We start from the raw sequence: 26,784 nt of genomic DNA on the forward strand, positions 1-26,784 counted from the left end.
CCCGCCCCCTACGATTGCCGGCCCGCCCATGTCTGAACCGTCCGCCTCCGCCGCGCCCCATCTGCGGCGCCTGCTCGACCTGCTGGCCGACGACGCCCCCGCCGAGGCGCTGGGCGCCGTCTCCTCGCAGGCCCGTGCCGCCGGGGTGCCCGCGGGCGATCTGGCGGAGGTGGAGCGGGCCACCGCCACCGCGCTGCGGATCAGGGGCGCCCTGCGCCAGCACCGCCGCCGCGAGCTCCAGCTCACCGCGCTCTTCGACACCGCGGGCGACCTGGCCGCCTCGCGCGACCTGGACGAGGTGCTCAAGGCGATCGTCCGCCGGGCCAGGATGCTGCTCGGTACGGACACGGCGTATCTCACCCTCCCCGACGAGGAGGCGGGGGACACCTACATGCGGGTCACCGACGGATCGGTGTCGGTGGTCTTCCAGCGGCTGCGGCTGGAGCTCGGCCACGGGCTGGGCGGCCTGGTGGCGCAGACCGCACGCCCGTACGCGACCCCCGACTACCGCACCGACGACCGCTTCCACCACACCCGCAACATCAACGCCGGGGTGCTGGACGAGGGGCTCGTCGCCATCCTGGGCGTACCGCTGCTGCTCGGCTCCAGCCGCGGCGGCACCGGAAAGGTCATCGGCGTCCTCTTCGCCGCCGACCGCGCGGCCCGCGTCTTCAGCCCCGACGAGGTCGCGCTGCTCTGCTCGCTCGCCGCGCACGCCGCGATCGCCATCGACACCGCCCGCGCGCTCGCCGACACCCGCTCCGCACTGGACGAACTGGCCGGGGCCAACGCCGAGCTGGCGGAGGCGAACGCGGCGGTACGGGCGCACTCGGCGGCGATGCGGCGGGCCGAGGAGTCCCACGACCGGCTGACCGATCTGGTGCTGCGCGGCCGGGACGTCACGGATGTCGCGGCGGCGGTCGCCGGACTGCTGGACTCCCCGCTGACCATCCATGACCCGGGCGGACGGCCCCTGGCGGCCGTCCGGCCCGACGGCACGGACTTCGCCGCCGACAGCATGGACGCCGGGTGGCTGGCCGAGACCGCCGAGGAATCCCGTACCGGCGCCCGCGCCGTGCACCGCGACGGCCGGTGGATCTGCGCGGTCCTCGCCGGGCAGGAACTCCTGGCCGGACTGGTCCTGCACCGGCGCGGACAGCTCGACGACTCCGACCGGCGGCTGTTCGAGCGGGCCTCGGTGGTCACCGGACTGCTTCTGCTGCTGCGGCGCACCGTGGCCGAGACCGAGAACCGGATACGCGGCGAGCTGATCACCGATCTGCTGACCGACGTGGACCGCGACCCGGCCGGGCTCACCGAACGCGGCCGGCGCCTGGGCATCGACCTGGACCGACCGCATCTGCTGCTGGTCGCCGAGGGCGGACCCCGGGAGCGGCTGGCCCCCGCCGCGGTGCGCTATCTGTTCGGCGGCGACATCCACGGGGTGAGCGCGGAACACGCCGGGACCGTGGTGCTGCTGGTGGCGGCCGGTGACCACGGACCGGCCGCGGGCGAAGTGGCGCGCACGGCCGCGGCCCAGCTCGGCCGGCTCGCCCAGACCCCCGTCACCGTCGCCGCCACCGGCCCGGCGCGCGGTGCCCGGGAACTGGCCGCCGCGTACGGGGAGGCCGCCCGCTGCCTGCGCGCGATGCGGGTCCTCGGGCGCACCGGGGAAGGGGCCTGTGTCGAGGAACTCGGCTTCCTGGGCGTGGTCCTGGGCAACGCCCAGGACGTCGACGGCTTCGTCTCGGCGACGCTCGGGCCGCTGCTGGAGTACGACGCGCAGCGCGGCACCCACCTGGTGCGCACCCTCGGCGCCTACTTCGGGTCCGGCGGCAGCCTCGTCCGCGCCAAGGACGAACTCCACGTGCACGTCAACACGGTGGTGCAGCGGCTGGACCGGGTGCAGGTGCTGCTGGGCCGCGACTGGAACGAACCGGGCCGCGCGCTGGAGCTGCAACTCGCCCTGCGACTGCATCTGCTGACGGGCGGCCGGGACCGGTGAGGGCGCTCCGGCCGCCCCGGGCGGCAGCGAGTGCTCAGACGCCGGACAGGTCCACCAGCCGGCGCGCGATCTCCTTGCCGCCCGCGTCCCCCGTCAGCACCGTGTAGTGGTTGACGTCCCGGACCGCCACCGGCGTCACCCGGGTCCCCCCGAGATCCGCCGCCGCCAGCCGGGCCTCGTCGTACAGGCCCTGCTCCTCGTCCATGAGGCCGCGCTGCGCCCACAGCAGCGTCGCCGGGACGGGCAGCTTCCGTACCGCCGTCAGCACCTCCTCGTCGAAGAGGCCGATGCCGTCGGTGCGCACCGCCTCGATCCGGCAGGTGGAGCGCATGGCGGGCTCGTCCCCGGTCAGGTCGCGCTGGATGTACGCGTCCACCTCGTCCGACCAGGAATCCGCGAACGCGGGGTGCGCCTGCCAGAACGAGCGGTACGCGGCCCGGTCGGCGAAGGTCATCGACAGCCGGTCCATCGCCGGGCCGATCACGGCGGTCATCAGCTCGTCCGGGGACAGGTGCGTGGGGGCGGGGAAGCCGATGCCGCCGTCGACCAGCAGCAGCGGCCCGAACCGCTCCGGGTGGCGCACGGCGGCCAGCGCCGCCACGAACGCGCCCATCGAATGGCCCGCCAGCACCACCCGGCCCGGTCCCAGCGCCGCGGCCACGGCGGCGGCGTCGTCGGCGTGCGCCGCGATCCCGTACGGGCCGGGCAGCGCCGAACTCCCGGCCCGGCCACGCAGATCCGGTGCGACCAGGGTGACGCGTCCGTCCAGCAGCCTCGCCACCGGACCCCAGGACAGTGCGTTGGCGGTGATGCCGTGCAGGGCGAGGACGACCGGCGCCCCGGGCTCCCCGGCCGGCCACCGCAGCACCGTCAGCTCGCCCCCGGTCACGGGGACTCGTACCTCTTCGTAGGCGATCACGGGCGTCCGTTCTCCTTCCGGGACTTGCTCTGCGCGGGCGTTCCGGGGCCGGCCGGTCCACGGCGTGCCGCGGCCAGCCGGGAGGGCAGCCGGGCCAGGCCGCCGGGGAGCAGGTGTACCACGGCCACGAACAGCACACCGAGCAGGAACAGCGGCTGGGAGAGCGGCACCCGCAGCACCGCGGGCAGTTCGGCGACCGCGCCCGAGCCGGCCAGATCGCCGAGCCGGTGATCGGCCCAGGTGTAGAGGATGCCGCCGGCCATCGGCCCCCACCGGGTGCCGGATCCGCCCAGCACCACCATCACCAGCAGCGACAGCGTGAAGTCGGAGGTGGTGGTCTGCGGGGTCGAGCCGCCGGTGAGCAGCAGGTGCACCAGACCGCCCAGCGCGGCCAGGGCGCCCGCCAGGACGAAGGCGGTGAGCTTGAACCCGTACGGCTTCAGCCCCAGCACCTCCACCCGGCGTTCGTTCTCCTTGATGCCCTCCCAGACGCGCCCGGTGGGGGAGTTGACCGCCCGGTGGACGACGGCGAGGGTCAGGACGAGGTAGGCGAGGGCCAGCCAGTAGAGGTTCGCGGTGTTCCCGATGCCCACCAGCCCGGACGGCAGCAGCTCGGCGGGGGCGGCCCGGCCCTCCTCGCCGCCGGTCAGACCGCCGGGGTCGCGGGAGACCAGGATCGACCCGGCCTGGGCGAAGGCCAGCGTCACCATGGAGAAGCCGATGCCGGTGACCCGCAGGCTCACCGACCCCAGGACCAGCGCGAGCACGATCCCGCAGCAGACGCCGAGCAGCGCGGACACGGCGAACGGGAGGCCCGCCTCCAGCAGGAAGGTGTTCGTGGCGTAGCTGCCCGCCGCGAAGTACAGCGCATGCCCGAAGGAGAGCAGTCCGGTGCGGCCGAGCAGCAGGTCGTAGCCGGTCGCCAGCGCGCCGAACAGCAGGCAGGTGGCGAGGAGTTGCAGACTCCCCGGGCTGCCCAGCGGACCGTCCAGGAGCCCCGGCAGCGGCAGTGCGCTGAAGGGGGCGAGGGCCAGGACCAGCAGGGCGGCGGCGGGCCACCAGCGGCGCAGCAGCCGGGCGGTGTTCCCGGGGGCCCGCGCGGCAGTGCGGTCCTCGCCGGTGCGGTGGTGTGTCTCGGTGGCGGTGCTCACGCGAGCCTCCCGGTCAGTCCGCGCGGCCGTACGAGCAGCAGCGCGGCGAGCAGGACGACGACGGCCAGGTCGCCGAGGCCCGCTGCGGTGTAGTAGTTGGCGAACTGCTGGACCAGGCCGATGACGACGGACGCCACGGCGGCGCCGCTCACCGACCCCATGCCCCCGGTGACCACCACGACGAACGCGAAGATCAGCAGCGAGGTGCCCTGGCGCGGGTCGACCGAGCCGAAGTACAGGCCCCCGAGCGCCCCGCCGAGCGCGGCCACGCAGCCGCCGATCGCGAAGACGAGCGTGAAGGCCTTCCGCACGTCGATGCCGAGAGCGGTGACCATCGCCCGGTCCTCGACCCCGGCCCGCACGACCAGACCGTGCCGGGTGCGGCCCAGGAAGAGCCGCAGCGCCATGAGCACGACGAGCGCCGCGGCGACCAGCACCAGCCGGTTGACCGGCACCTGGGCACCGAACAGGCCGAAGGTGCCGGACAGCGCCTTCGGGCCCGGGAAGGTACGGGCGTCCGAACCCCAGATGCCCGACAGCAGGGCCGGGACGGCGAGCCCCACCCCGACCGTGGCGAGCACCTGCTCGCGCGGCCGGGTGTAGAGCGGGCGGACGACGGCGAGTTCCAGCAGCACGGCGGCCGCGGTGCCCACCGCCGTCCCGAACAGGACCGCGAGGACGAAGCCCGCCCCGCCCGGACCGGCGCCGGGCAGATGGCCGGACGCCGCCCACCAGGTGCCGTACGCGCCGATGGACAGCAGCGCCCCGTGCGCGAAGTTCAGCACGTCCATCAGGCCGAAGATCAGCGAGAGTCCCGACGCGATCAGGAAGTAGAGGGCTCCCAGACCGAGTCCGGTCATGGTGAGCAGAACAACGGTGGACATCAGGAATCCGCCTCCACGGAAGGTGCTCGGGTGGCCGGGCCGTGTCCGACACCCAGCAGTCGCCGTGCCGTCTCCGCGTCGCCCAGCAGTTCGGCGGCCGGTCCCCGGTGGGCCGTCCGGCCGTCGGCGAGCACCGCGCAGTGCTCTGCCAGGCGCCGTACGACGGCGAGGTTCTGTTCCACGAGCAGCACCGGCACCGCCTCGGCCGCCCGCTCCAGCACCTGGGCGACCTCGGTGACCACCTTGGGCGCCAGGCCCTTGGTGGGTTCGTCGGCGATGATCAGCCGGTTGCCGTTGAGTAGAGTGCGGCCGATCGCCACCATCTGCTGCTGTCCGCCGGACAGCGTCCCCGCCAACTGCCGCTCCCGGAGCTTCAGTTCGGGGAACACCTCATGGACGAGTCCGTACGCGGGCCCGTCCGCGCCGCGCCGCTCGGCCAGCCGCAGGTTCTCCGCGACGGTCAGCCCGGCGAAGACGCCGCGGTCCTCGGGCGCGTACCCGATGCCCCGCCGCACCACGGTGTGGGTGGGCATTGCCACGGTCTCCTCGCCGTCCAGCCGTACGCTGCCGGTGCGCGGGACGAGGCCGAGCACACCGCGCACGGTCGTGGTCTTCCCGGCGCCGTTGCGGCCGAGGAGCGCGGTCACGCCGTGCCGCGCGACGTCCAGGTCGACGCCGTGCAGGATGTGCCGGCCGCCGATCAGGACCCGCAGGTCCCGTACGGCGAGCAGGGGCCCGGTCGTCACAGTCCCTCCCCGAGATAGGCCTGCTGGACGGTCGGGTCGGCGGTCACTGCCCCGGGGGTGTCCAGCGCCAGCAGCCTTCCGTGGTGCATCACGGCGAGCCGGTCCGCCAGCCCCAGCAGGACGTCCATGTGGTGCTCGACCATCAGGACGGTGCGGCCCTCCTCCCGGTGCAGGGTGCGGATCAGTTCGGTCAGCGCGGGGACCTCCTCCGCACTGACCCCGGCCATCGGCTCGTCGAGCAGCATGAGGCGCGGCTCGCCCACCAGCAGCACCGCGAGCTCCAGCTTCCGCTTCTCGCCGTGCGACAGTTCGGCCGCCGTCGCCCGTGCCCGGTGGCCGAGACCGGTGCGTTCCAGTACGCCGTCCACCTCGGCGGTGTACCGGGACGCCCGCCGCCACAGCCGGTAGGAGCCGCCCCGGGCCGCCTGGGCGGCCAGCCGGACGTGGTCGGCCACGCTCATCGCCGGCCAGAGGCTGGACGTCTGGAAGGTGCGGCCGATGCCACGCCGTGCCCGTGCGTGCGCGGGGTCGGCCGTCATGTCCGTGCCGTCCAGCGCGATGGTGCCGGAGGTGGCCGTGGTCAGCCCGCTGATCAGGTTGAACAGCGAGGTCTTGCCCGCCCCGTTGGGGCCGATGAAGGCCAGGAACTCGCCCTCGTGGACGCCGAACGTGACGTCCTCGACGATCGTCGCCCCGCCGACGCCCCAGCCGAGACCGGTCAGCTGGAGCACCGGGGCGGTGCCCCGTGTCCCGGCCGTGCGCCGTGCGGTGGTGTCCGGTGCGGCCACCGGTCAGCCCGCCGAGGGCTTCGCGGGCGGTGCCACCTCGGCCATCGGCGCGGTGGTCACCAGCTCCGGCCGGGCTCCCGCGCCCTTCCCCTTGAGCTTCGCGACGAACATCGGCTGCACCAGGGCGTGGTCCTCGGCCCGGACCTGCTCCTTGCCCTTCACCCCGTCGAAGCTCCAGCCCTCCAGGGCCTTCACCATGGCGGCGGTGTCGGTGGCGCCGCCCTTCTCGATCGCGCGCACCACCATCTGCGCGGCGGTGAAGCCGTCGGGGGTGAACAGGTCCGGGGTGCCGCCGGCCTTGGTGACCGAGTCGAGCATGGACTTCTCCACGGCGTTGCCGCCGCCCGCGCCCGGGAAGTAGTGCGCCAGGAACGACACCTTGGACCCGGCGTCGCCGAAGACCGGGTACGAGGCCGTTCCGGCGAGCCCCGTGACGACCTTGCCCGCCTCCAGCACGCCCTGCTGGTCCAGCGCGGTCCACAGCGCCGGCGCGGTCGAGCCGGCCCAGGCGACGAAGACCAGATCGGGCCCGCCCGCCTTCACCTGCCGGGCGAACGGGGTGAGGTCCGTGGCGCTGGGCGGAGCCAGTACGGAGCCGACCTTCGCGCCGCCGGCACCGAGGACGGCCTTCACGGCGGCGACGTTGGCCTGGCCGAAGGTGGAGTCCTGGGCCAGCACCGTGACCTTCTTGCCCTTGGCGTCGCCGAGCATCGTCCCGGCGGTGAGGATGTCCTGGTAGGACTGCCGGCCCGACCGGAAGGTGTAGTCGTTGATGCCGGTCACCGCGTCGGTGGCGGCCGGGCCGCTGATGTAGAGCACCTTGTTCTGGGCGGCGAGCGGTGCCATCTGGAGCGCCACGCCGGAATCGGTGGTGCCGGCCAGCACCTTGTAGCCCTTGCCGATCAGGTTCTTGGCGGCGGAGACCGCCTTGCCCGGGTCGCCCGCGTCGTCCTGCTCGGTGACCTCGATACGGTGCCCGGCCACCTCGCGGGTGCCCTTCGTGGCGTGGTCCAGGCCCGCCATGAACCCGTCGCGGTACTGCTTCCCGTAGTCCGCCAGGAGCCCGGTCCGGGAGTACACCAGACCGACCTTGACGGTTCGGTCCTTCGAGTCCCCGCCGGAGTCGCTCCCGCCGGCCTTCCCGGCGGCGGTGCACCCGGCCAGCACGAGACCGGCGGCGGTCAGCACGGCGGCGGTGGAGAGGGATCTGCGGTGACGGACGGTGCCCGTGGCTCTGCGACGCATGGTGACCGGCTCCTCGGCGTGTTCATGTGATGTCGCCGAACCGTATGAACACTGTGGAGCCGTCGACATGGTGCAGGACACCCCACCTGGCGCGGTGCGCGTGTGGGGGCCGCACATGGCCCGGAATGCGAAAGCCGCGCCGGGGAACCGGATCGTACGGTTCCTTCGGCGCGGCCCGGCGCTCGGCGCGTGCGCCGTGGGCGGTGGCCCGTCACATCGCGGTGATGCCCTGGACCGTGGCCACGATGATGCCCAGCACGGCGAAGGCGATGCCGACGCTGCCCATCACGATGCCGGCGACCGCCTGGCCGCGACCGCCGCCCTGGCCGCGGTCGGCCATGCGCTTGGCCGAGATGCCGAGGCACAGCGCGATGATCGGCAGGATGATCGGGATCAGCAACAGGCCGAGGATGCCGAGAACCATCGAGGCGGTGGCCTTGCCGCTGGGCAGCGGGGCACCACCGGGGTAGCCGTAGCCGGCCGGCGGCTGGGTGCCGTATCCCGGTCCGCCCGGGGCCTGCGTCCCGTTGGCGCCGCCTGCGATGCCTGACTGGTCAGCCATGTCTTCCTCTCGATCGGTACTGGTCATGACCATGGTAAAGAGCGGCTTGTGGCCCTTCCGGTCAGAACGGTGAGAGGAGTGTGATGAAAACGCCACGAAACAGGGTTCGGGTGTGCTAAGGGGCTTCCGTGGGCTTCGTCACGTCGATCAGCCGGCACACGGTATCGATGTCGATCTTCACCTGGGCGATCGATGCCCGCCCCGACAGCCAGGTGATCAGTGCCGAGTGCCAGGTGTGCTCGATGACCCGGACCGCGGACAGCTGCTCCGGCGTCGGATGCTCCAGCCCCATCGCGTCCAGGATGATCGCCGTCGTGATCCGCGAGACGGTGTCCACCTCCGGGCTGACGCTGCGGTCCGCGAAGGTCAGCGCCCGCACCATCGCGTCCGCCAGATGCGGCTCGCGCTGGAGCGCGCGGAACGCCCGCATCAGGGTGTCGGCGACCCGCTGCGCCGGGTCCTGGCCGGCCGGGGGGTGCTTGTGCAGCGTCGTGTGCATGTGCTGGAGCTGGTCCTGCATGGTCGCGACCAGCAGATGGATCTTGGACGGGAAGTAGCGGTACAGCGTGCCCAGGGCGACCCCGGCCTCCTCCGCGACCTCGCGCATCTGCACCGCCTCGAAGCCGCCCCGGCCGGCGAGCTGGGCGCTGGCGTGCAGGATGCGGCGGCGACGGGCCTCCTGCCGTTCGGTCAGGGGCGGCGATGCCGGCTTGGCTTCCGCTGTCATGTGTCCCCATCCATGGCTTCTGTCCGCGACCGGCGGGAGGCGCTCGGTCCCCCGCGGGCGCACAGCATGCCAGCGTGCCCGGTGGTGGTGCGAATCACCTGATCCGGCCGTTGCACCGACGCTACCTGCCGGTAGATTCGTAGCTCATTGAACGATCCAGTCTGAAACTTGTTCTAGATTAGCGTGAGCGGTTACGCTCCGGCGAACACGCAGGGAGAAGGGGGCCGAGTGTGACCGCTGAGGCCATAGAGTCGGGCCCCCGCACGGGCGGCGACCCGTCCGGCAGCGCCGGCGACCGTCCGTTGCGCATCGCACTCCTCACCTACAAGGGAAATCCTTTCTGCGGCGGCCAGGGCGTCTACGTACGCCACCTCGCCCGCGAGCTCGCCCGGCTCGGCCACAGCGTCGAGGTGATCGGCGCCCAGCCCTATCCGGTGCTCGACGAGGGCGTCCCGCTCACCGAACTGCCGAGCCTGGACCTCTACCGCCAGCCCGACCCGTTCCGCACCCCGAAGCGCGGCGAGTACCGGGACTGGATCGATGCCGCCGAGGTCGCCACCATGTGGACCGGCGGCTTCCCGGAACCGCTCACCTTCAGCCTGCGCGCCCGGCGCCATCTCGCCGCCCGGCGCGGCGAGTTCGACGTCATCCACGACAACCAGACCCTCGGATACGGGCTGTTGGCGGACCTCGGCGCCCCGCTCGTCACCACGATCCACCACCCCATCACCGTCGACCGGCAGTTGGACCTGGACGCCGCCGAGAGCCGCCGCAGGCGCGCCTCCGTGCGCCGCTGGTACGGCTTCACCCGCATGCAGAAGCGGGTCGCGCGCCGGCTGCCGTCGGTGCTCACCGTCTCCGGCTCCTCCCAGCAGGAGATCGTGGAACACCTCGGGGTGCGCCGGGACCGTATCCACGTCGTGCACATCGGCGCGGACACCGACCTCTGGTCGCCGGACCCGTCGGTCGCCGAGGTGCCCGGCAGGATCGTCACCACCTCCAGCGCCGACGTACCGCTCAAGGGCCTCGTCCACCTCGTCGACGCACTCGCCAAGCTCCGCGCCGGGAACCCGGACGCGCACCTCGTGGTCGTCGGCAAGCGGGCCGAGGACGGACCGGTCGCCCAGGCCATCGAGCGGCACGGACTCCAGGGCGCCGTCGAGTTCGTCAGGGGCATCAGCGACGCCGAGCTCGTCGACCTGGTGCGCGGCGCCCAGATCGCCTGCGTCCCCTCGCTGTACGAGGGCTTCTCGCTGCCCGCCGCCGAGGCCATGGCCACCGGCACCCCGCTGGTCGCCACCACCGGTGGCGCGATCCCCGAGGTCGCGGGCCCGGACGGCGAGACCTGTCTGGCCGTCCCGCCCGCCGACGCCGGAGCACTGGCCGACGCCCTCGCGCGGCTGCTCGGCGACCCGGAGCTGCGCGCCCGGCTCGGCGCCGCGGGCCGCGAGCGGGTGCTCTCCCGCTTCACCTGGAAGCAGGCCGCCATCGGCACCGCCGCCCTCTACCGCGAGGCGATCGCCGCCCGGTCCGGCGCCACGCGCCCGGGCAGCCGTCGTTGACCCCGCACCCCGTTCCCGTCGTCCCCGCCCCCTGACCCCTCGACCGCGAAAGCAGGCATTCGTGCTGACCGTGGACTTCACCCGCTTCCCGCTCGCCGCAGGTGACCGAGTGCTCGACCTGGGCTGCGGCGCCGGACGCCACGCCTTCGAGTGCTACCGGCGCGGCGCCCAGGTCGTGGCCCTCGACCGGAACGGCGAGGAGATCCGCGAGGTCGCGAAGTGGTTCGCCGCGATGAAGGAGGCCGGCGAGGCCCCCGAGGGCGCCACCGCCACCGCGATGGAGGGCGACGCGCTCAACCTGCCGTTCCCCGACGAGTCCTTCGACGTCGTGATCATCTCCGAGGTCATGGAGCACATCCCCGACGACAAGGGCGTCCTCGCCGAGATGGTCCGGGTCCTCAGGCCCGGCGGCCGGATCGCGATCACCGTGCCGCGCTACGGTCCCGAGAAGGTCTGCTGGACGCTCTCCGACGCCTACCACGAGGTCGAGGGCGGCCACATCCGCATCTACAAGGCCGACGAACTGCTCGCCAGGATCCGCGGCGCCGGCCTCAAGCCGTACGGCACCCACCACGCCCACGCCCTGCACTCGCCCTACTGGTGGCTCAAGTGCGCCTTCGGCGTCGACAACGACAAGGCACTGCCGGTCCGCGCGTACCACAAGCTGCTGGTCTGGGACATCATGAAGAAGCCGATGGCCACCCGGGTCGCCGAGCAGCTGCTGAACCCGGTCGTCGGCAAGAGCTTCGTGGCGTACGCGACCAAGCCGCACCTGCCCGTGGCCGCCGCCGAGGACCTCACCAAGGCCGAGGCGTGACCGTTCCCGAGCAGACCGAACACCTCGTACTGCCCGGAGTCCTCACCGCCGAGCAGGCCGCCGAGACCGTCGCCGCCCTCCTCGCCGTGCAGCGCGAGGACGGCGCCCTGCCCTGGTTCCGCGGCCACCACCTCGACCCGTGGGACCACATCGAGGCCGCCATGGCCCTCGACGCGGCGGGCGAGCACGCCGCCGCGGAACGCGCGTACGACTGGCTGGCCCGCCACCAGAACGAGGACGGCTCCTGGTACGCCGCGTACCACGACGGGGACCCGGACCGGCCGACCGACCGCTCGCTGGAGACCAACTTCTGCGCGTACGTGGCGGTCGGCGTCTGGCACCACTACCTCGCCACCGGCGACGACGCCTTCGTCGACCGGATGTGGCCGACCGTCTACGCCGCCGTCGAGTTCGTGCTGCGGCTGCAGCGGCCCGGCGGTCAGATCGGCTGGAAGCGCGAGGCCGACGGAACACCCGTCGACGACGCGCTGCTGACCGGCTGCTCCTCCATCCACCAGGCGCTGCGCTGCGCGCTCGCCATCGCGGAACGGCGCGAGGAGCCGCAGCCCGACTGGGAGCTGGCGACGGGCGCGCTGAGCCACGCGATCCGCAAGCACCCGGAACGCTTCCTGGACAAGAGCCGCTACTCGATGGACTGGTACTACCCGGTCCTCGGCGGCGCGCTCACCGGAACGGCCGCCAAGGAGCGGATCGAGGAGGGCTGGGACCGCTTCGTGGTCCCCGGCCTCGGGGTGCGCTGCGTGCTGCCCAACCCGTGGGTGACCGGCGGCGAGAGCTGCGAACTCGCCCTGGCGCTCTGGGTGATGGGCGAGTCCGACCGGGCACTGGAGATCCTCCAGTCCATCCAGCACCTGCGCGCCGAGGGCGGCATGTACTGGACCGGGTACGTCTTCGAGGGCGACCGGGCGTTCTGGCCCCAGGAACTCACCACCTGGACGGCCGGATCGCTGCTGCTCGCCGTGGCCGCGCTCGGCGGCGACGAGGCGACCACCGCGGTCTTCGGCGGCGAACACCTGCCGCACGGGCTGGAGCCGGACTGCTGCCGTTAGCAGCCGGACGGCGGCAGCGGACCCGGACGGCGTTTCCCGAGTGGCACGCCGTCCCGGGCCGGGCGAACCTTACCGGGAGTGGCAAGGATCGCCACTCTCCGCAGAGACCGCCCGACGTCCGGCCAGGGAGGCCCGCCGTGCCCAGATCCGCCGTGACCGGTTCCGCACCGCTTTGCCGTCCGCTCGCCCCGCTGCTGCTGTGCTGCGCCCTGGTGGTGGGTGCCACCGGGTGCGGCGGGGGTGACGGCAACAGCGCGAGCAGCTCGGCGTCCCCGAGCGGTACGTCGTCGGCCGAGGCGCAGAAATTCGCCAAGACGCGGTTCGTCGCCAACGCCGGGCTCGCCGCCGGTGCGACGTACCAGTGGATCGTGAAGCCGTACCGGGCGGGCAAGTTCAAGAAGGGTGCGGACGGGCGGACGTTCGCCCTGGTCAAGGCCGGGCTCGCGGGCGGCTTCACCTACAACCGGCTGAAGGCGGCGGTGGCCAACGCCAAGGGCGACCCACTGCTGTCCAAGGCGGTCGCGCCACTGACGGCGGGCATCGAATCGCTCAAGGGACTCGGCGACAAGCTCCGCAAGGGCGAGGCGGGTTCGGGCGACATCGGCGCCTTCGAGAGCGTGATCAACGGCATCAAGTCGGCCGGCAGCAGCGCGGGCGCAGAGGTGAAGGACAAGGTGCCCAGCGCCTCCCAACTCGGCGGGTAATCGCTGGGGTTCGGCTCATGATCGAACTAGGGTGCGTGGTATGAGCCGACTCACCCATGACCGTTACTGTGACGAGATCATCGCCCGCACCGACGCGTTGAGGGCCACGATCCGTGGCGCGGACCTCGGTGCCACCGTCCCCACCTGCCCCGACTGGACCCTGCGCGAACTGGCTCTCCACGTGGGCAGGGCCCACCGCTGGGTCGGCGAGATCGTACGGACCCGCGCCACCGAGGCGCTCCCGTTCGATCAGGTGCCGGGGGACGCCCCCGGGAGCGACGACCCGGCCGCGCTCGACGCCTGGCTGGAGGAGGGCGCCGCGCTGACCACCGAGGCGCTGCGGGCCGCCGGACCGGACGAGGACGTGTGGTCGTGGGCGTGGGAGCGGGGCACGGGCTTCTGGGCGCGCCGGATGGTGCACGAGACGATCGTCCACCACGCGGACGCGGCGCTCACCGCAGGCACCGGGTACGAGGTGGCGCCGGAGCTGGCCGCCGACACGATCGAGGAGTGGCTGGAGATCGTCGCCTTCGCGCGGGCCGCGGGCGACAAGCGGGCCGCCGGGCTGACCGGGGCCGGGAGCTCCATCCATCTGCACGCCACGGACGCGCCGGACGCCGAGTGGCTGATCGAGTTCGGCGAGGACGGCTTCACCTGGAGCCACGGCCACGAGAAGGCGACCGTGGCGCTGCGCGGCCCGCTCACCGACGTCATGCTGGTCTTCAACCGGCGTCTGGCGCCGGACAGCGACCGGGTCGAGGTACTGGGTGACGCGGAGCTGCTGGACTTCTGGCTGGAGCGCGCCGTGTTCGGCTGAGCGGACACCCGGTGCCGTTGTGCGGGCCGGGCCGGGCTGAGCGAAGCTGGAGGGGAGAGCTCGTAGTGTCCGGCGGCCCCGTGGAGGTGCCGATGGAGCCCGTCCGCGCCCTGGAACGGATCGCCTTCCTGCTCGAACGCGGCAGGGCCGACACCTTCCGTGTGCACGCGTTCCGCACCGCCGCCGACGCGGTGGCCGCCATGCCGGACGGCGAGGTCGCCCGGCGCGTGGCGGCCGGTTCGCTGGAGGCGGTCAAGGGCATCGGGCCGAAGACCGCGCAGGTCGTCCGGGAGGCGGTGGCCGGGGAGGTGCCCGGCTATCTGGAACGCCTGGAGGAGGCCGCCGCCTGCCCCGCCGAGGGCGGCGAGCGCCTCCTCGCCCTCCAGCGCGGAGACTGCCATCTGCACTCCGACTGGTCGGACGGCGGCAGCCCCGTCGAGGAGATGGGCCGCACGGCCGCGGAGCTGGGCCACGAGTGGGCGGCCCTCACCGACCACTCGCCCCGGCTGACCGTGGCGAACGGCCTCTCCCCGGACCGGCTGCGCCGGCAGCTGGACGCGGTCGCCGGACTCAACGAGCGGTGGGCGCCGTTCCGGCTGCTCACCGGCATCGAGTGCGACATCCTCCCCGACGGCTCCCTCGACCAGGAGGACGAGCTGCTGGAGCGGCTGGACGTCGTGGTGGTCTCCGTCCACTCCGGGCTGAGGACGGCCCCGGCCCCGATGACCAGGCGCCTGGTCACGGCCGTCCGCCATCCGCGGGCGAACATCCTCGGGCACTGCACGGGGCGGCTGATCGCGGAGCGCAAGCGCCCGGAGTCCCGCTTCGACGCGGACGAGGTCTTCGCCGCGTGCGCCGAGGCCGGTACCGCGGTGGAGATCAACAGCCGGCCGGAACGGCTCGACCCGCCCCGGCGCCTGCTGAGCCGCGCCGTCGCGGCGGGCACCCTCTTCGCCATCGACACCGACGCCCACGCACCCGGACAGCTGGACTGGCAGATCCGCGGCTGCGCCCGCGCCGAGGAGTGCCGGGTCCCGGCGGAACGCGTCGTCACCACCTGGCCGGCCGAGCGGCTCCTGGCCTGGTCGCACGCGGGCACGACCCCGGAGCGGGCCCGCTCCGGGGCGGACGGGGCCGTCGGCAGGGCCCCGGGACAGGAGCGGTGAAGCCATGACGGCCACAAGCGTGCGAGGCATCGACCACATCGGGGTCACCGTGCCCGACCTGGAGACCGCGACCCTCTTCCTCGCGAGGGCCTTCGGCGCCGAGGTGCTCTACGACACCCTGCGCCGCCAGGACGGCCCGAACGGCGGACCCGGCGTCGAGCAGCGGCTCGGCGTCCCGGCGGGCACCCAGCAGCTGGCGATCCGAATGCTGGCGCTCCCCGGCGGCGGGCCGGGCATCGAGCTGTGCGAGTTCCAGGGCCCCCGCCGCGAACCCCCGGCGCTGCCCTGCGACTTCGGATGGCAGCATGTGGCGCTGTACGCCGACGACCTGGACGCGGCCGTACGGGACTGCGTGGCCGCCGGCGCCTCGCTGCTCGCCGAGGCGCAGCCGCTGCCGGGCCCCGAGGCGGGGGAGCACAACCGGTTCGCGTATCTGCGCACCCCGTGGGGCAGCACCCTGCAGCTCCTGACGTACCCCGACCCCCAGCCCTGGGAGCGCACCGCGACACGACGGAGCGGACGCCCGGCCGCTACCGGCACCTGGCCGACCGACCCGGCCCGTCCAGAACCTAGTTGAGCTCCGCGAGCACCCGCAGGGTGTGCGGGTCAGGTGCCGTCACCAGGAGATCGGTGACCGGCCCCTTGCGCCACAACTCCAGCCGCTCCGCGATCCGTTGGCGCGGTCCGACGAGCGAGATCTCGTCCGCGAAGGCATCCGGAACCGCCAGTACCGCCTCCTGCTTGCGCCCTTCGAGGAACAGCTGCTGGATCCGCCGCGCCTCCTCCTCGAACCCCATCCGCGCCATCAGATCGGCGTGGAAGTTGCGGGCCGCGTGGCCCATCCCCCCGATGTAGAAGCCGAGCATCGCCTTCACCGGCAGCAGCCCCTCGGCGACATCGTCACAGACCACGGCCCGGACCATCGGCGCGATCATGAATCCGTCGGGCAGCTCCGTGAGCGATGCCTCGTACACATCGGTGCGCATCGGGGACCAGTACAGGGGTAGCCAGGCGTCAGCGATGACGAAGGCGTCCTTCTCATCCGTCTTGCCCTGGCCCCGATACGCGGTCGACGCCTGGTGCACGGCCAAGCCAGTGATATAGACCATCGGCTGGTCGTGGCTGAGTAGCAGGCCGATCAGCAACGCGGCGCACCCGTGGTTGATGTCCACCGCCCACAGCGTCTCGCCGGAGAGCGCCGGCACATCTGAAATCAGCTCCAGCAGAGCCGTCTCATCATTGAGGACTCGGCGTGAAAGCAGCTCGCCCTGGGTATCCAGCACCACGCAGTGATGGTGTTCCTTGCCGATGTCCACTCCGGCTCATATCTGGCGCACGGTCACCTCTGCCAGTTCGTCGTCCAACACGGTCCCGCAGACGACCTCGCCGACGTTGTCCTACGAAGCGATCAAGTCGCGCATCCCAATTAGCGGTCGAGTCGTCGCGGGGCTCCGGGCGGCCAAGTTCTTTGAGTCATCCAACGGCGACAAGCTCACCGCTATACCCAGAAATCCCGGGCCTGCCGACCTTATGAATGACCAGCTCAGACCCACGCTTGGATTAGGACAGGCTTGGAGGATTTCTCATGCAGCGAGTATTGCGAGCTTCTCGCAGCAGGCGAGGACTGCGGGCAGGTCGATTCGCCGCGTCGCCGCAGCTGAGACCGGTGAAGATGCATCTGGACACGGCCGTGCGGCCAGGTGTTGCGTCACGACAACACCTGGCCGCACGGCCTGCTTCATGCCCGGGCAGAGGCCTGATTGCTGCCGCGCGCGATGCCACAGGCGCAGGGTCTGTGGCGCTGACGGATCAGTGTAGGCGTAGCCATAGGCTTCTCAAGCAGGGACCGCTGGCATGAGAAAGTTTACGCATAGCCAGAATTGGACCACTTGCAGCGGAGGTTCACGCCATCCCTCCTGACGCACGCCTTCACCCAAACGACTGTCCCCTCTGCCACGTTCGCGGAATTAGTAGAACAATTCCCATTTCCGCCAGCAGAGGTGGACTTAATGAATGTGCCTTTGCCGTTGTAGACGAACTTGTAGAGGCCGGCCCATGCGCTGTTGCCGTCAGCCATGGTGTCACAGACGGTCAACTGATCGCCGTACGAACCGAATCCACCCGTCGCGTGGATGTTGGGGGACCAGTCGTACAGGCGCACCACGACGCCCGTATCCCCGCCATTCGCGCTTGCCTGTGGCGCCGACAGCAGCGAGGTGCCTATAACGAGAGCGCCCACTGCAGTGAACTTGGCTATCTCGAACTTTCGCGTCACCGATCCCCCTACTTGAATTAGGTGAGTGTGTGCAGTTCGCAACTTTATGCCCTGAGTGGAGTATTCGAACGGACTTTCTCGTCAACCTGGGCTGTGATTTACGGCACTCGTGAATAGGGGGAAAGGGGGGCTCAGTAACTAAAATCTCATGTTTGGGCCTATTTTTGCTTTTTGTCAGTCCTGTTGGCTGATGTAGTGGGGTGGTGGCGTGTGTTCCGCAGCAGGTCCTGCGCCGCTGATCATCAAGCGGTGATTGCTCTGTGGGGTGCGGAGATGACCCTTCTCCTCCCGTACGACTGCTACTGCGACGAGATCCAGCGGTGCTCAAGGATGCGGACCTCGGTGCGAAGGTCCCCACCTGCCCCGAGTGGAGCCTGCGTGCCCTGGCCGTCCATGCGGAATGGCTGATCACCTTCAGCGAGGACGCCTTCACCTGGACCCACACCCACGAGAAGGTGACGGTCGCCGTACGCGGCACGCTCGCCGACCTCATGCTGCTCTTCCACCGCAGCCTGGCTCCCACCAGCACCCGTGTGGAGCTCCTGGGAGACGCGGACCTCTTGGACTTCTGGCTGGAGCGGGCGTCGTTTGGCTGACAGCACTCAGGGGCCTGTCCTAGCCGTTGAGTTCCGCCAGTACCTGGAGGGTGTGCGGGTCGGGCGCCGTCACCAGGAGATCGGTGACCGGCCCCTTGCGCCACAACTCCAGCCGCTCCGCGATCCGTTGGCGCGGTCCGACGAGCGAGATCTCGTCGGCGAAGGCGTCCGGAACCGCCAGTACCGCCTCCTGCTTGCGCCCTTCGAGGAACAGCTGCTGGATCCGCCGCGCCTCCTCCTCGAACCCCATCCGCGCCATCAGATCGGCGTGGAAGTTGCGGGCCGCGTGGCCCATCCCCCCGATGTAGAAGCCGAGCATCGCCTTCACCGGCAGCAGCCCCTCGGCGACATCGTCACAGACCACGGCCCGGACCATCGGCGCGATCATGAATCCGTCGGGCAGCTCCGTGAGCGATGCCTCGTACACATCGGTGCGCATCGGGGACCAGTACAGCGGCAGCCAGCCGTCCGCGATCCGGGTCGTCTGCGCGATGTTCTTCGGCCCCTCCGCCCCGAGCAGTACGGGCAGTTCCGGCCGCAGCGGATGGGTGATCGGCTTCAGCGGCTTGCCCAGACCGGTGGCGTCCGGGCCCCCGTACGGATGGGAGTGGAACCGGCCGTCCAGTTCGACGGGGGCCTCGCGGCGGAGGACCTGGCGGATGACGTCGACGTACTCCCGGGTCGCGGTCAGCGGGCTCTTCGGGAACGGCCGTCCGTACCAGCCCTCCACCACCTGCGGCCCGGACAGCCCGAGGCCGAGCATCATCCGGCCGCCGGAGAGATGGTCCAGGGTGAGGGCGTGCATGGCGGTCGCGGTCGGGGTGCGCGCCGCCATCTGCGCGATGCCGGTGCCCAGCCGGATCCGGGAGGTGTGCGCGGCGATCCAGGTCAGCGGGGTGAACGCGTCCGACCCCCAGGCCTCCGCCGTCCACACCGACCCGTACCCCAGCGCCTCGGCCTCCTTGGCCAGCTCCAGGTGAGCGGGGTTCGGGCCGCGGCCCCAGTATCCGAGCGCGAGTCCGAGCCGCATGTCCGCCGCCTCCCAGTAGTTCTGACTGTCCGTCAGAAATTGAGGTACGGACGGAGGGTACGACAGCGGCCCCCCGCCCGGAAGGGGCGGAGGGCCGCTCGCGTACTGCCGTGGGGCACGGGGTCAGCCGCGCTGGATGCCCGTGGTGTCCTGGAGCAGACCGCGACGGCCGTCCTGGGTCTGGGCGATCAGGCTCGGACCGCGCTGCTCCACCGCGAGGTACCAGGTGCCGGGCGCCAGTTCGGCGATCGGCGACGGCGAACCGTCCTCCCCGTACAGCGGGCGGGCCACCGGCACCGCGAACCAGAACGGCGTGAAGTCACCGGCCGGCGCACCCGCGGCGGGAGCCTGCTGGGCCCCGGCCTGCGGCTGCGGCTGCGGCTCGGGCTGGCCGGGCTGCGGCTGGCCGCCGAACGGCTGCTGCTGACCCGGCTGGCTGCCGTACGACGGCTGCGGGGCGCCGGGGTATCCGTACCCCTGGCCGGGCTGCGGCTGACCACCGTACGGCGGCTGCTGCACGCCGCGGGGGGCCGAGGCGCTCACCAGCGGGGCCTTGAGCGCGGGGACCAGCGGGGTGGCGACCGCGCCGCCCGCGAGCACGATCGTGGCGAGCAGGCCGAGGATCATGCCGGCGCCCGCGTTGCTGGCGTCGATGATCGTCCAGAAGGCCGTCCACGCCGCGAAGACGCTGAGCGCGGCACCGAATTGACCGAGGTCGAATCCGACGACCTTGCGGCCCGGAACGGCGCGGCTCACGATGACCAGCGCCGCCGCGATGATTCCGGCCAGGTAGACGCTCATCAGGAGCCCGAGCGAGTCCCAGGCGTTCGGGGCGTTGCGACTGGAGCAGTTGATGCCCGCAGGGCAGTCGAAGCCGAAGAGGTCGAGGAAAGAGGCGATGAACAGCACGGCCGCTGCTCCGATCACCACGCCGTCGCCTCGAGTGAGGGAGCGGATATTCACGTGAAGTCCTTAGTCGATCGTCTCGTCGGGGCGGTCGTCGCTGCCGCCTGCATGGGTGCGGCGGGCACGGCACGAAGCTCGGGGGGCGGCCCCCATCGTACGGATGAATCTATCGTCTGCCCGGGCGGGTTGTGTCTCCGCCGAGACGCCGGACGCACATCCCCCCGATTTCGCCTCAGAACAACCTCTTGCTACCCGTTGAGGTAGCTGCTGATGCCATCGGCGATGCCCTGTGCCGCCTTCTGACGCCAGCCCGCGCTGGTGAGCAGGGCGGCATCCTTCGGATCACGCATATTGCCGCATTCGATGAACACTTTGGGCACGGTCGACAAATTAAGTCCGCCCAGATCCTTGCGAACGTCCAATCCGGTATTGCCACCGACGTAATTGGAAGGAGCACTTCCGGTAGCGCGGACGAATAGCCCGGCGATCCGGGTGCCGAGATCGCGCGAGGGGTCGACGATCTTCGTGGTGTCCGCCGCCCCGGCCCGCACCGGCCCGGGGAGGATCACATGGAAACCGCGGTTGCCGACCGCGGAGCCGTCCGCGTGTACCGACACCACCGCGTCGGCCCGCGCCTGGTTGCCGATCCGGGCCCGCTCGTCCACGCACGGCCCGTACGGGCGGTCGTTGTCGTACGTCAGCACGACCTTGGCACCCTGAGCCCGGAGCAGTGTGCGCAGCCGGTGCGAAACGTCGAGGGTGAACCGGGCCTCCGCGTAACCGGAGTCGGTCGATGTCCCGGTGGTGTCGCACTCCTTGTGCGTGGTGCCGATGTCCACCTGGCGGTTGATCTCGCGGGTGTGCAGATGGTTGTCCGGGTTGTGCCCGGGGTCGATGACGACGGTCCTGCCCGACAGCGGACCGGAGTTGCCGCCCGCGGGCGGGGCGGACCGGGTGGGGGAGGCGGACGTCCGCGCCGGCGCCGGAGCGCTCTTCGAGGGCGGGGCCGAGGGCGACGGCGATGGGGCGGCGGAACTGCCGCTCGGGCCGGGCCGGGCCGGCGCTCCGGCACCGATGTCGCCCGCGCCGCAGCCCGCGGCGGTCAGGCACACGGTCGTGAGCGCGGTGGCGGCGAGCAGGGACCGGCGGCGCCGGGTGGGGGGAACGCTCTCGTCGTACGGCACCACGCGATGCTATCCGGGCGGTCCGGGGACCGCCTCAGATTCCCGTACCCGTGCGCCGCAGCACCCGCAGCGAGTCCGTCACCGAGACCTCGGTGAAGGCCCCTGATTCCAGCGCCCGCAGATAGACGCGGTACGGCGCCTGGCCACCGTGCGCGGGGTCCGGGAAGACGTCGTGGATCACCAGCAGCCCGCCCTCGGCGACATGCGGCGCCCAGCCCTCGTAGTCGCCGTTCGCGTGCTCGTCGGTGTGACCCCCGTCGATGAAGACGAAGCCGAGCTTCCCGCCCCAGACCGCCGCGACCTGCGGGGACCGCCCCACCAGCGCCACGACGTGGTCCTCCAGGCCCGCCGCGTGCAGGGTCCGGCGGAAGGTCGGCAGGGTGTCCATCCGGCCGACCTCCGGGTCCACCACGGTCGGGTCGTGGTACTCCCACCCGGGCTGCTGCTCCTCGCTGCCGCGGTGGTGGTCGACGGTGAGGGCCGTCACACCGGCCGCCCGCGCCACGTCGGCGAGCAGGATCGTGGAGCGCCCGCAGTACGTGCCGACCTCCAGGACCGGCAGCCCCAGCGCGGCGGCCTCGGTGGCGGCCGCGTACAGGGCCAGCCCCTCGCCCACCGGCATGAAGCCCTTGGCGGCCCGGAAGGCGGCGAGAATCCCGGGCGACGGCTGGACGGCGGACTCGGCGGGCACGGGTTCCTCCTGGTGGGGCGGATTCGGGACTACGCGTTCGACGGCGCCCCATCGTGCCGCACGCCTCCGCCGGAGGCGTCGGCGGGGGCGTGCCCCGGCACCTTGGCCCGGCATCCATTCTCTGACTAAAGTCAGAGAATGGATGAGGCGCAGATCGACCAGGTGCGACGGTTCAACCGCACCGTCACCGAACGTGTGGGCGTGCTTCACGACCACTACCTGGGCCTGGGCCGGCCCGTCGCCGAGGCGCGGCTGCTCTGGGAGATCGGGGAGCGGGGCCAGGACGTACGATCGCTGCGTGAGCGCCTCGGGCTCGACTCCGGTTACGTCAGCCGGCTGCTGCGCTCCCTGGAGGGCGACGGCCTGGTGACGGTGGAGCCGCAGCCCCGCGACAGACGGGTGCGCACCGTCCGGCTCACCGGCGCGGGCCGCGCGGAGCGCGCCGTACTCGACGGCCGCAGCGACGCGCTGGCCGGCTCCCTGCTGGAGCCGCTCAACACCGGCCAGCGCGCCCGGCTCGTCGCCGCCATGGCCGAGGTCGACCGGCTGCTGACCGCCGCGACGGTCGCACTGGACACGGTCGACCCGGACCGCCCCGACGCCCGGCACTGCCTGCGGTCCTACTTCGCCGAAATGCAGGACCGGTTCGAGACCGGATTCGACCCCGCCCGGAGCCTGCTCCCCGACGCGGGCGAACTCCGTCCGCCGCACGGCCTGTTCCTGGTCGCCCGGCTGCACGGCAGACCGGTCGGCTGCGCGGGCCTGAAGCTGCCGGCCGGAGCCCCGGCCGAGATCAAACGCATGTGGGTCGATCCGCGGACCCGCGGCCTCGGCCTCGGCCGCCGGTTCCTCGCCGAGCTGGAGGCACGCGCGGCCCGGCACGGCTACGACGTACTGCGCCTGGACACCAACAAGGCGCTCACCGACGCGATCGGCCTGTACCACTCCTGCGGTTTCCGGGAGGTCTCCGCCTTCAACGACGAGCCGTACGCCCACCATTGGTTCGAGAAGCGGATCGCCCCGCCGCCGTCGCAATGACCTGGGGCCTCTTCCCGGACCGGGCGCGATGACGTACGCCCCCGCCGGGCGTGGTACGTGCTCGGCGGGGGCGTACGAGGGGTGAGCCCGGGTCGGGGCACCCCTGGCAGGGCTGCGATGCGGAGGTCAGCAGCTCTGCCAGAGTCGGGTCATGACGCGGACGCCGAAGCGCAGGCCCTCCAGCGGGACGCGCTCGTCCACGCCGTGGAACAGGCGGCCGTAGTCCAGGTCGTGCGGGAGCTTGAGGCCCTTGAAGCCGAAGCAGCGGATGCCGAGGTGGGTGAAGGCCTTGGCGTCGGTGCCGCCCGGGTTGCAGTACGGGACGGGGTGTCCGTCCGGGTCCTCGGCGCGCACGGCCTCGCACATGGCGTCGACCAACGGGCCGTCGAACGTGGTCTCCAGCGCGATGTCGTGGTTGACCCACTCGCGGGTGACCGAGGGGAGCAGCAGCCTGTCGATGGTGTCGATCAGCTCCTGCTCGTGGCCGGGCAGGAAGCGGCCGTCCACCCGGGCGGTCGCCTTTCCGGGGATGACGTTGGTCTGGTAGCCGGCGTCGAACATGGTGGGGTTCGCGGAGTTGCGGAGCACCACCTGCATGAAGTCGGAGACCGGGCCCAGCTTCGCGAGGCTGCCCTCGATGTCGTTCTCGTCGAACTCGACACCGTAGAGGCGGGCCGCCTCCTCCAGCAGGGCGCGGACCGGCTCGATCAGCCGGATCGGGAAGGTCTCGCGGCCGATGCGGGTGAGCGACTCGGCGAGGTCGGTGACCGCGTTCTCGTCGTTGGGGGACGAGCCGTGGCCGGCCCGGCCGGTGGCGGTGAGCTCCATCCAGGCCATGCCGCGCTGGGCGTTCTCGATCGGGTAGAGACGGCGGGTTTCGTCGATGGCGAAGGAGAAGCCGCCGCCCTCGCCGATCGCCTCGGTGACCCCGGCGAACAGCTCCGGACGGTGCTCGACCAGCCAGTGGGCGCCGAACTTCCCGCCCGCCTCCTCGTCGGCGAGGAAGGCGAGGACCAGGTCGCGCGAGGGCCGGGTGCCGGTGCGGGCGAAGTGGCGGGCGGTGGCCAGCATGACGGCCACCGTGTCCTTCATGTCGATCGCGCCGCGGCCCCACAGGTAGCCGTCGCGGATCTCGCCGGAGAACGGCGGGACCTGCCACTCGGAGGCGTCGGCGGGGACCACGTCCAGGTGACCGTGGACCAGCAGGGCACCACGCTCCGGGTCGGCACCGGCGATCCGGGCGATGACACTGGCCCGGCCCGGGGCGGACTCGACCAGCTCGGACCCGATGCCCACCTCGGTGAGGCGGCCCACCACCCAGTCGGCGCTCGCCCGCTCGTCGCTGGTGGGGTTGGAGGTGTCGAACCTGATCAGTTCGGCGCAGAGTTCGATGACCTCGTCCTGGGCCCGGTCGGACGCCGGGACGAAGGAGGCGGAGGGGTCGGCGGTGGTCATGCTGCTCCCACAGGGGTTGTCGCACGGGCGGCGGGGGCGGCGTCCTCGTCGTCCAGGGTGGAGGTGCCGTACGGCTTCACCCAGCCCAGCAGGCCGAGGACGCTGTACAGGATGAAGGCGGTGGCCAGGGAGTTCAGGGCCGGGATGCCGCCGTCGTAGAACTTGCCGACGCAGAACGCCGCGATCCAGATGGCGATGGACATCGGGACCCAGGTCGGCGAGGAGCTCGGCAGGGTCTCGGACTCGCGGGTCTCGTCCAGCGGCTTGCGCATCCGCTTCACGATCCAGTACTCGGCCACGATGATGCCGCCGATGGGCGGGATCGCGACGCCGAGGATCGAGAGGAACTCGGTGAAGTGGGTCATGATCCCCACCGCCGACAGGGCCGTGCCCGCGACGCCGAGGACGATCGTGACCGCACCGCGGTGGACCCGCTTGCCGAAGACGACCTGGAAGAAGTTGACGACACCGAGCGAGGAGCCGTACAGGTTCCAGTCGTTGATCTTGGCGGTGGACATCAGGACCACGATCACGCCGAAGGCGCCGGAGGTCGAGAGCACGATGCTGGAGACCTCGCTGCTCTTCACCAGGTGGCCGAGCAGTACACCGGTCATGCCGACGATGTACTCGGAGAGGATCATCGACGAGGCGCTCTGCAGGAAGACGTGCGAGCCCTTCCGGTTGTACCGGGTCATCTCCGGGGACACGATCGCCCCGGTCATGTAGCCGCCCGCGATGGCGGTGGCGGCGACGGCGAGCGGGATCGTCTGGCCGGGAGCCGGCGAGTTGATCAGCTCGCTGAGCGAGTGGTCCTTCAGCGTCGAGATGATCGACCAGGCGACCATGGCGAAGAAGAGCGGGGTGACGATCTTGGCGAAGACGGCCATGTACTTGAAGCCGAAGATCACCAGGGCGGTGATGGCGACGCCCGCCAGCACGCACCACATCCAGGACGGGCCGCCGACCAGCGCCGAGACGCTGTTGCCGAAGATCGTGTTCTGGACGCCGAACCAGCCGACCAGGCTGACCGCGATGACGAAGCTGACCAGCGCCGAGCCGTTGCGGCCGAAGCCGACCCAGCGGGTCAGCATCGGGGTCGCCAGGCCCTCGCGCATACCGGCCAGGCCGATCGCGAAGATCACGACCTCCAGGATCACCGCGCCGAGCGTGAAGGCGAGGAAGGCGTCCCCGAAGGTCATGCCGACGCCGATGGTGGCGCCGAGGGTGAACTGGGAGATCGAGCCGGACTGGGCCAGCCACTGGAGCAGCATCGACCAGAAGCCGAAGCGCTTGTCGCGCGGGACGCGGGACAGCGAGTAGTCGTCGCTGCCGATGCTCTTGGCCTGGGGGGCCACGGCCTCGGCCTGCGGGGTGGCTGCCATCAGGACTCCTGGGGTGTGCGGCCGAGGGTCTGGAGGTGTGCCAGCGACCCGTAGCGGTTGACGAGGTTGTCGAACTCCACCGCGTCGTGGAAGTCCAGTTGGCCGCTGCCGTAGGCCTTGGCGACCTCCACGGCGTAGCGGGCGGCGGACGCGATGTCCGTCTCGTGGCTCGCGCCCGTACCGCAGCCCGGTACCGCGGCGGCCGAGGTGACGGCCAGACCGACGACCGGGGCGGCCGTCGCGGTGGCGGGCTGCAGGATCGAATTGATGTGGTGTGCCCCATTACCGTACGGGGTGATGTCCTGTGTGGTCACGGGGTACGTGACCAACGGCTCACCGGTCACCACGGCCAGCAGTTCGCCCAGCTGCTCGCTGACGCGGAGCACCCAGCCCTCCTTGACGGTGGGCGACAGGGCGAGGCCCTTGTGGTTGATGATCCGGTTGCCCTTGGTGGTGTCGATGGAGAGCACGGCCTCCATCTCGCCGGTCACCTCGTGGCGGTTCATGGTGGCGATGTCCACGGGCGAGCCCATGAACGGCACCGGGTCGTGCGGCTCGGTCGGCGCGTTCGGGCAGATGTGGGTGGCGACGATCACATCGCCGGGCAGCACGTCGCCGCGGCGGCGCATGTCGAGCAGCTTGGCGGCGGCGGCGATCGCCGCGACCGCGCCGTCGGCGTCGGAGACCAGGCCGGTCACCTCGGGCCGGGCGCCGATGCCGCCGAGCCGGCCCACCACGCCCAGCGTGCGGGCGCTGCCACCGGACGTACGCCCGTGGGAACCCGGGATACGGACCATCACGAAGTCCGTCGAACCCTGCTCGCCGGCGACCGTGGTGACCTTCGCGGACGAGCCCTCGGTCCCGCTCACGGAGTCGAGGTACTCGACGACCGTCTTGCCATTGACCTGGGGATCGTCCAGCAGATCGACGATGTCCAGCACGTACTTCAACATGGGGGCCCTACTTTCTCGCTCATCCGGGCACCCGGGCCGAGGCCCTCGGCTGGGGAAGCGCGGGGCGGGGTGCTGAGGCCACATTCGGGATCGGATAGCGTTGAACGCAAC

26 protein-coding genes and 1 pseudogene are annotated in these 26,784 nt (G+C 71.6%); 10 read left to right on the plus strand and 17 right to left on the minus strand.

The window, feature by feature from the left end; translation table 11 throughout:
• Positions 1-28 precede the first annotated feature (28 nt).
• Positions 29-2,005 carry a helix-turn-helix domain-containing protein gene (locus tag ACWCPY_RS03220; RefSeq protein WP_451262591.1) on the plus strand — a complete coding sequence of 659 codons (1,977 nt, stop codon included), beginning with the start codon at positions 29-31 and terminating at the stop codon, positions 2,003-2,005.
• Positions 2,006-2,039: 34 nt separating this feature from the next.
• Here ACWCPY_RS03220 and ACWCPY_RS03225 read toward each other — a convergent pair whose 3' ends face one another.
• The 8 genes from ACWCPY_RS03225 to ACWCPY_RS03260 all read right to left on the minus strand — a co-directional run bounded on the left by ACWCPY_RS03225 (position 2,040) and on the right by ACWCPY_RS03260 (position 9,027).
• Positions 2,040-2,924, minus strand: a complete 885-nt coding sequence (locus ACWCPY_RS03225; RefSeq protein WP_451262592.1) for an alpha/beta hydrolase — start codon at positions 2,922-2,924, stop codon at positions 2,040-2,042.
• Positions 2,921-4,075: a branched-chain amino acid ABC transporter permease gene (locus ACWCPY_RS03230; RefSeq protein ID WP_451262593.1), complete on the minus strand. Its 1,155-nt coding sequence runs from the start codon at positions 4,073-4,075 to the stop codon at positions 2,921-2,923. The genes ACWCPY_RS03225 and ACWCPY_RS03230 overlap by 4 nt, the downstream gene beginning before the upstream one ends.
• A complete protein-coding gene (locus ACWCPY_RS03235; protein WP_451262594.1) occupies positions 4,072-4,959 on the minus strand; it encodes a branched-chain amino acid ABC transporter permease in 888 nt (295 codons plus the stop codon). The genes ACWCPY_RS03230 and ACWCPY_RS03235 overlap by 4 nt, the downstream gene beginning before the upstream one ends.
• Positions 4,959-5,705, minus strand: a complete 747-nt coding sequence (locus ACWCPY_RS03240; RefSeq protein ID WP_451262595.1) for an ABC transporter ATP-binding protein — start codon at positions 5,703-5,705, stop codon at positions 4,959-4,961. The genes ACWCPY_RS03235 and ACWCPY_RS03240 overlap by 1 nt, the downstream gene beginning before the upstream one ends.
• Positions 5,702-6,493 carry an ABC transporter ATP-binding protein gene (locus ACWCPY_RS03245; RefSeq protein WP_451262596.1) on the minus strand — a complete coding sequence of 264 codons (792 nt, stop codon included), beginning with the start codon at positions 6,491-6,493 and terminating at the stop codon, positions 5,702-5,704. Before ACWCPY_RS03245 ends, ACWCPY_RS03240 begins: the two co-directional genes overlap by 4 nt.
• Positions 6,494-6,496: 3 nt before the next feature.
• Complete coding sequence (locus ACWCPY_RS03250) at positions 6,497-7,738, minus strand: substrate-binding domain-containing protein (protein ID WP_451262597.1); 1,242 nt, start codon at positions 7,736-7,738, stop codon at positions 6,497-6,499.
• A 211-nt stretch (positions 7,739-7,949) separates the two neighbouring features.
• A complete protein-coding gene (locus ACWCPY_RS03255) occupies positions 7,950-8,300 on the minus strand; it encodes a DUF4190 domain-containing protein (protein WP_451262598.1) in 351 nt (116 codons plus the stop codon).
• Between the two features lie 115 nt (positions 8,301-8,415).
• On the minus strand, positions 8,416-9,027 hold the full coding sequence (locus tag ACWCPY_RS03260; RefSeq protein WP_451262599.1) for a TetR family transcriptional regulator: 612 nt from the start codon (positions 9,025-9,027) through the stop codon (positions 8,416-8,418).
• A 230-nt stretch (positions 9,028-9,257) separates the two neighbouring features.
• Here ACWCPY_RS03260 and ACWCPY_RS03265 point away from each other — a divergent pair, with 230 nt between their 5' ends.
• The 7 genes from ACWCPY_RS03265 (at position 9,258) to ACWCPY_RS03295 (ending at position 15,740) form a co-directional block, all read left to right on the plus strand.
• A complete protein-coding gene (locus ACWCPY_RS03265) occupies positions 9,258-10,589 on the plus strand; it encodes a glycosyltransferase family 4 protein (protein WP_451262600.1) in 1,332 nt (443 codons plus the stop codon).
• A 61-nt stretch (positions 10,590-10,650) separates the two neighbouring features.
• Positions 10,651-11,406, plus strand: coding sequence for a class I SAM-dependent methyltransferase (locus ACWCPY_RS03270; protein WP_451262602.1), 756 nt, complete (start codon positions 10,651-10,653; stop codon positions 11,404-11,406).
• Positions 11,403-12,476, plus strand: a complete 1,074-nt coding sequence (locus ACWCPY_RS03275; RefSeq protein ID WP_451262603.1) for a prenyltransferase — start codon at positions 11,403-11,405, stop codon at positions 12,474-12,476. The genes ACWCPY_RS03270 and ACWCPY_RS03275 overlap by 4 nt, the downstream gene beginning before the upstream one ends.
• Before the next feature lie 152 nt (positions 12,477-12,628).
• Positions 12,629-13,180, plus strand: a complete 552-nt coding sequence (locus tag ACWCPY_RS03280) for a hypothetical protein (protein WP_451262815.1) — start codon at positions 12,629-12,631, stop codon at positions 13,178-13,180.
• Positions 13,181-13,220: 40 nt separating this feature from the next.
• Entirely contained in the window at positions 13,221-13,997 is a 777-nt protein-coding gene (locus tag ACWCPY_RS03285) for a maleylpyruvate isomerase family mycothiol-dependent enzyme (protein ID WP_451262605.1), read from the plus strand.
• 92 nt (positions 13,998-14,089) lie between these two features.
• Entirely contained in the window at positions 14,090-15,163 is a 1,074-nt protein-coding gene (locus ACWCPY_RS03290; RefSeq protein ID WP_451262606.1) for a PHP domain-containing protein, read from the plus strand.
• A 4-nt stretch (positions 15,164-15,167) separates the two neighbouring features.
• A complete protein-coding gene (locus ACWCPY_RS03295; protein ID WP_451262608.1) occupies positions 15,168-15,740 on the plus strand; it encodes a VOC family protein in 573 nt (190 codons plus the stop codon).
• Here the strand turns inward: ACWCPY_RS03295 and ACWCPY_RS03300 are convergent.
• Together ACWCPY_RS03300 and ACWCPY_RS03305 are read right to left on the minus strand one after the other, a co-directional pair.
• Positions 15,733-16,479 (minus strand): LLM class flavin-dependent oxidoreductase, encoded by a 747-nt coding sequence (locus tag ACWCPY_RS03300; protein WP_451262609.1) that lies wholly within the window; start codon positions 16,477-16,479, stop codon positions 15,733-15,735. The genes ACWCPY_RS03295 and ACWCPY_RS03300 overlap by 8 nt on opposite strands.
• Positions 16,480-17,027: 548 nt before the next feature.
• The gene (locus ACWCPY_RS03305; RefSeq protein ID WP_451262610.1) at positions 17,028-17,438 is read right to left on the minus strand and encodes a hypothetical protein; all 411 of its coding nucleotides are present in this window, start codon (positions 17,436-17,438) and stop codon (positions 17,028-17,030) included.
• 395 nt (positions 17,439-17,833) lie between these two features.
• On the opposite strand from ACWCPY_RS03305, the pseudogene ACWCPY_RS03310 reads away from it, so the two are divergent.
• Positions 17,834-18,034: pseudogene (locus tag ACWCPY_RS03310) on the plus strand (hypothetical protein); the annotation flags it as partial.
• Between the two features lie 19 nt (positions 18,035-18,053).
• Here ACWCPY_RS03310 and ACWCPY_RS03315 read toward each other — a convergent pair.
• From ACWCPY_RS03315 to ACWCPY_RS03330, 4 genes are all read right to left on the minus strand, one after another.
• On the minus strand, positions 18,054-19,064 hold the full coding sequence (locus ACWCPY_RS03315) for an LLM class F420-dependent oxidoreductase (protein ID WP_451262611.1): 1,011 nt from the start codon (positions 19,062-19,064) through the stop codon (positions 18,054-18,056).
• A 123-nt stretch (positions 19,065-19,187) separates the two neighbouring features.
• Positions 19,188-20,027, minus strand: a complete 840-nt coding sequence (locus ACWCPY_RS03320; protein ID WP_451262612.1) for a DUF5336 domain-containing protein — start codon at positions 20,025-20,027, stop codon at positions 19,188-19,190.
• 191 nt (positions 20,028-20,218) lie between these two features.
• Positions 20,219-21,154, minus strand: a complete 936-nt coding sequence (locus tag ACWCPY_RS03325) for an N-acetylmuramoyl-L-alanine amidase (protein WP_451262613.1) — start codon at positions 21,152-21,154, stop codon at positions 20,219-20,221.
• 34 nt (positions 21,155-21,188) lie between these two features.
• Positions 21,189-21,845 (minus strand): class I SAM-dependent methyltransferase, encoded by a 657-nt coding sequence (locus tag ACWCPY_RS03330; protein ID WP_451262614.1) that lies wholly within the window; start codon positions 21,843-21,845, stop codon positions 21,189-21,191.
• Positions 21,846-21,983: 138 nt separating this feature from the next.
• On the opposite strand from ACWCPY_RS03330, the gene ACWCPY_RS03335 reads away from it, so the two are divergent.
• Positions 21,984-22,883: a bifunctional helix-turn-helix transcriptional regulator/GNAT family N-acetyltransferase gene (locus ACWCPY_RS03335; RefSeq protein ID WP_451262615.1), complete on the plus strand. Its 900-nt coding sequence runs from the start codon at positions 21,984-21,986 to the stop codon at positions 22,881-22,883.
• A gap of 126 nt (positions 22,884-23,009) precedes the next feature.
• Here ACWCPY_RS03335 and ACWCPY_RS03340 read toward each other — a convergent pair whose 3' ends face one another.
• The 3 genes from ACWCPY_RS03340 to ACWCPY_RS03350 are packed head-to-tail and all read right to left on the minus strand — an operon-like array spanning position 23,010 to position 26,673.
• Positions 23,010-24,338, minus strand: a complete 1,329-nt coding sequence (locus ACWCPY_RS03340) for a M20/M25/M40 family metallo-hydrolase (protein ID WP_451262616.1) — start codon at positions 24,336-24,338, stop codon at positions 23,010-23,012.
• Positions 24,335-25,720: a cytosine permease gene (locus ACWCPY_RS03345; protein WP_451262617.1), complete on the minus strand. Its 1,386-nt coding sequence runs from the start codon at positions 25,718-25,720 to the stop codon at positions 24,335-24,337. The genes ACWCPY_RS03340 and ACWCPY_RS03345 overlap by 4 nt, the downstream gene beginning before the upstream one ends.
• On the minus strand, positions 25,720-26,673 hold the full coding sequence (locus ACWCPY_RS03350; protein ID WP_451262618.1) for a DUF1177 domain-containing protein: 954 nt from the start codon (positions 26,671-26,673) through the stop codon (positions 25,720-25,722). The genes ACWCPY_RS03345 and ACWCPY_RS03350 overlap by 1 nt, the downstream gene beginning before the upstream one ends.
• Between the last annotated feature and the right edge of the window lie 111 nt (positions 26,674-26,784).

The sequence above is a fragment of the Streptomyces sp. NPDC002403 genome, from assembly GCF_053593015.1.

Excerpts from the sequence above, each read along its gene's own strand:
- ACWCPY_RS03220 (WP_451262591.1), top strand. The coding sequence starts at position 29 with ATGTCTGAACCGTCCGCCTCCGCCGCGCCCCATCTGCGGCGCCTGCTC.
- ACWCPY_RS03235 (WP_451262594.1), bottom strand. The coding sequence starts at position 4,959 with ATGTCCACCGTTGTTCTGCTCACCATGACCGGACTCGGTCTGGGAGCC.
- ACWCPY_RS03250 (WP_451262597.1), bottom strand. The coding sequence starts at position 7,738 with ATGCGTCGCAGAGCCACGGGCACCGTCCGTCACCGCAGATCCCTCTCC.
- ACWCPY_RS03255 (WP_451262598.1), bottom strand. The coding sequence starts at position 8,300 with ATGGCTGACCAGTCAGGCATCGCAGGCGGCGCCAACGGGACGCAGGCC.
- ACWCPY_RS03260 (WP_451262599.1), bottom strand. The coding sequence starts at position 9,027 with ATGACAGCGGAAGCCAAGCCGGCATCGCCGCCCCTGACCGAACGGCAG.
- ACWCPY_RS03285 (WP_451262605.1), top strand. The coding sequence starts at position 13,221 with ATGAGCCGACTCACCCATGACCGTTACTGTGACGAGATCATCGCCCGC.
- ACWCPY_RS03290 (WP_451262606.1), top strand. The coding sequence starts at position 14,090 with ATGGAGCCCGTCCGCGCCCTGGAACGGATCGCCTTCCTGCTCGAACGC.
- ACWCPY_RS03295 (WP_451262608.1), top strand. The coding sequence starts at position 15,168 with ATGACGGCCACAAGCGTGCGAGGCATCGACCACATCGGGGTCACCGTG.
- ACWCPY_RS03315 (WP_451262611.1), bottom strand. The coding sequence starts at position 19,064 with ATGCGGCTCGGACTCGCGCTCGGATACTGGGGCCGCGGCCCGAACCCC.
- ACWCPY_RS03335 (WP_451262615.1), top strand. The coding sequence starts at position 21,984 with ATGGATGAGGCGCAGATCGACCAGGTGCGACGGTTCAACCGCACCGTC.
- ACWCPY_RS03340 (WP_451262616.1), bottom strand. The coding sequence starts at position 24,338 with ATGACCACCGCCGACCCCTCCGCCTCCTTCGTCCCGGCGTCCGACCGG.
- ACWCPY_RS03345 (WP_451262617.1), bottom strand. The coding sequence starts at position 25,720 with ATGGCAGCCACCCCGCAGGCCGAGGCCGTGGCCCCCCAGGCCAAGAGC.
- ACWCPY_RS03350 (WP_451262618.1), bottom strand. The coding sequence starts at position 26,673 with ATGTTGAAGTACGTGCTGGACATCGTCGATCTGCTGGACGATCCCCAG.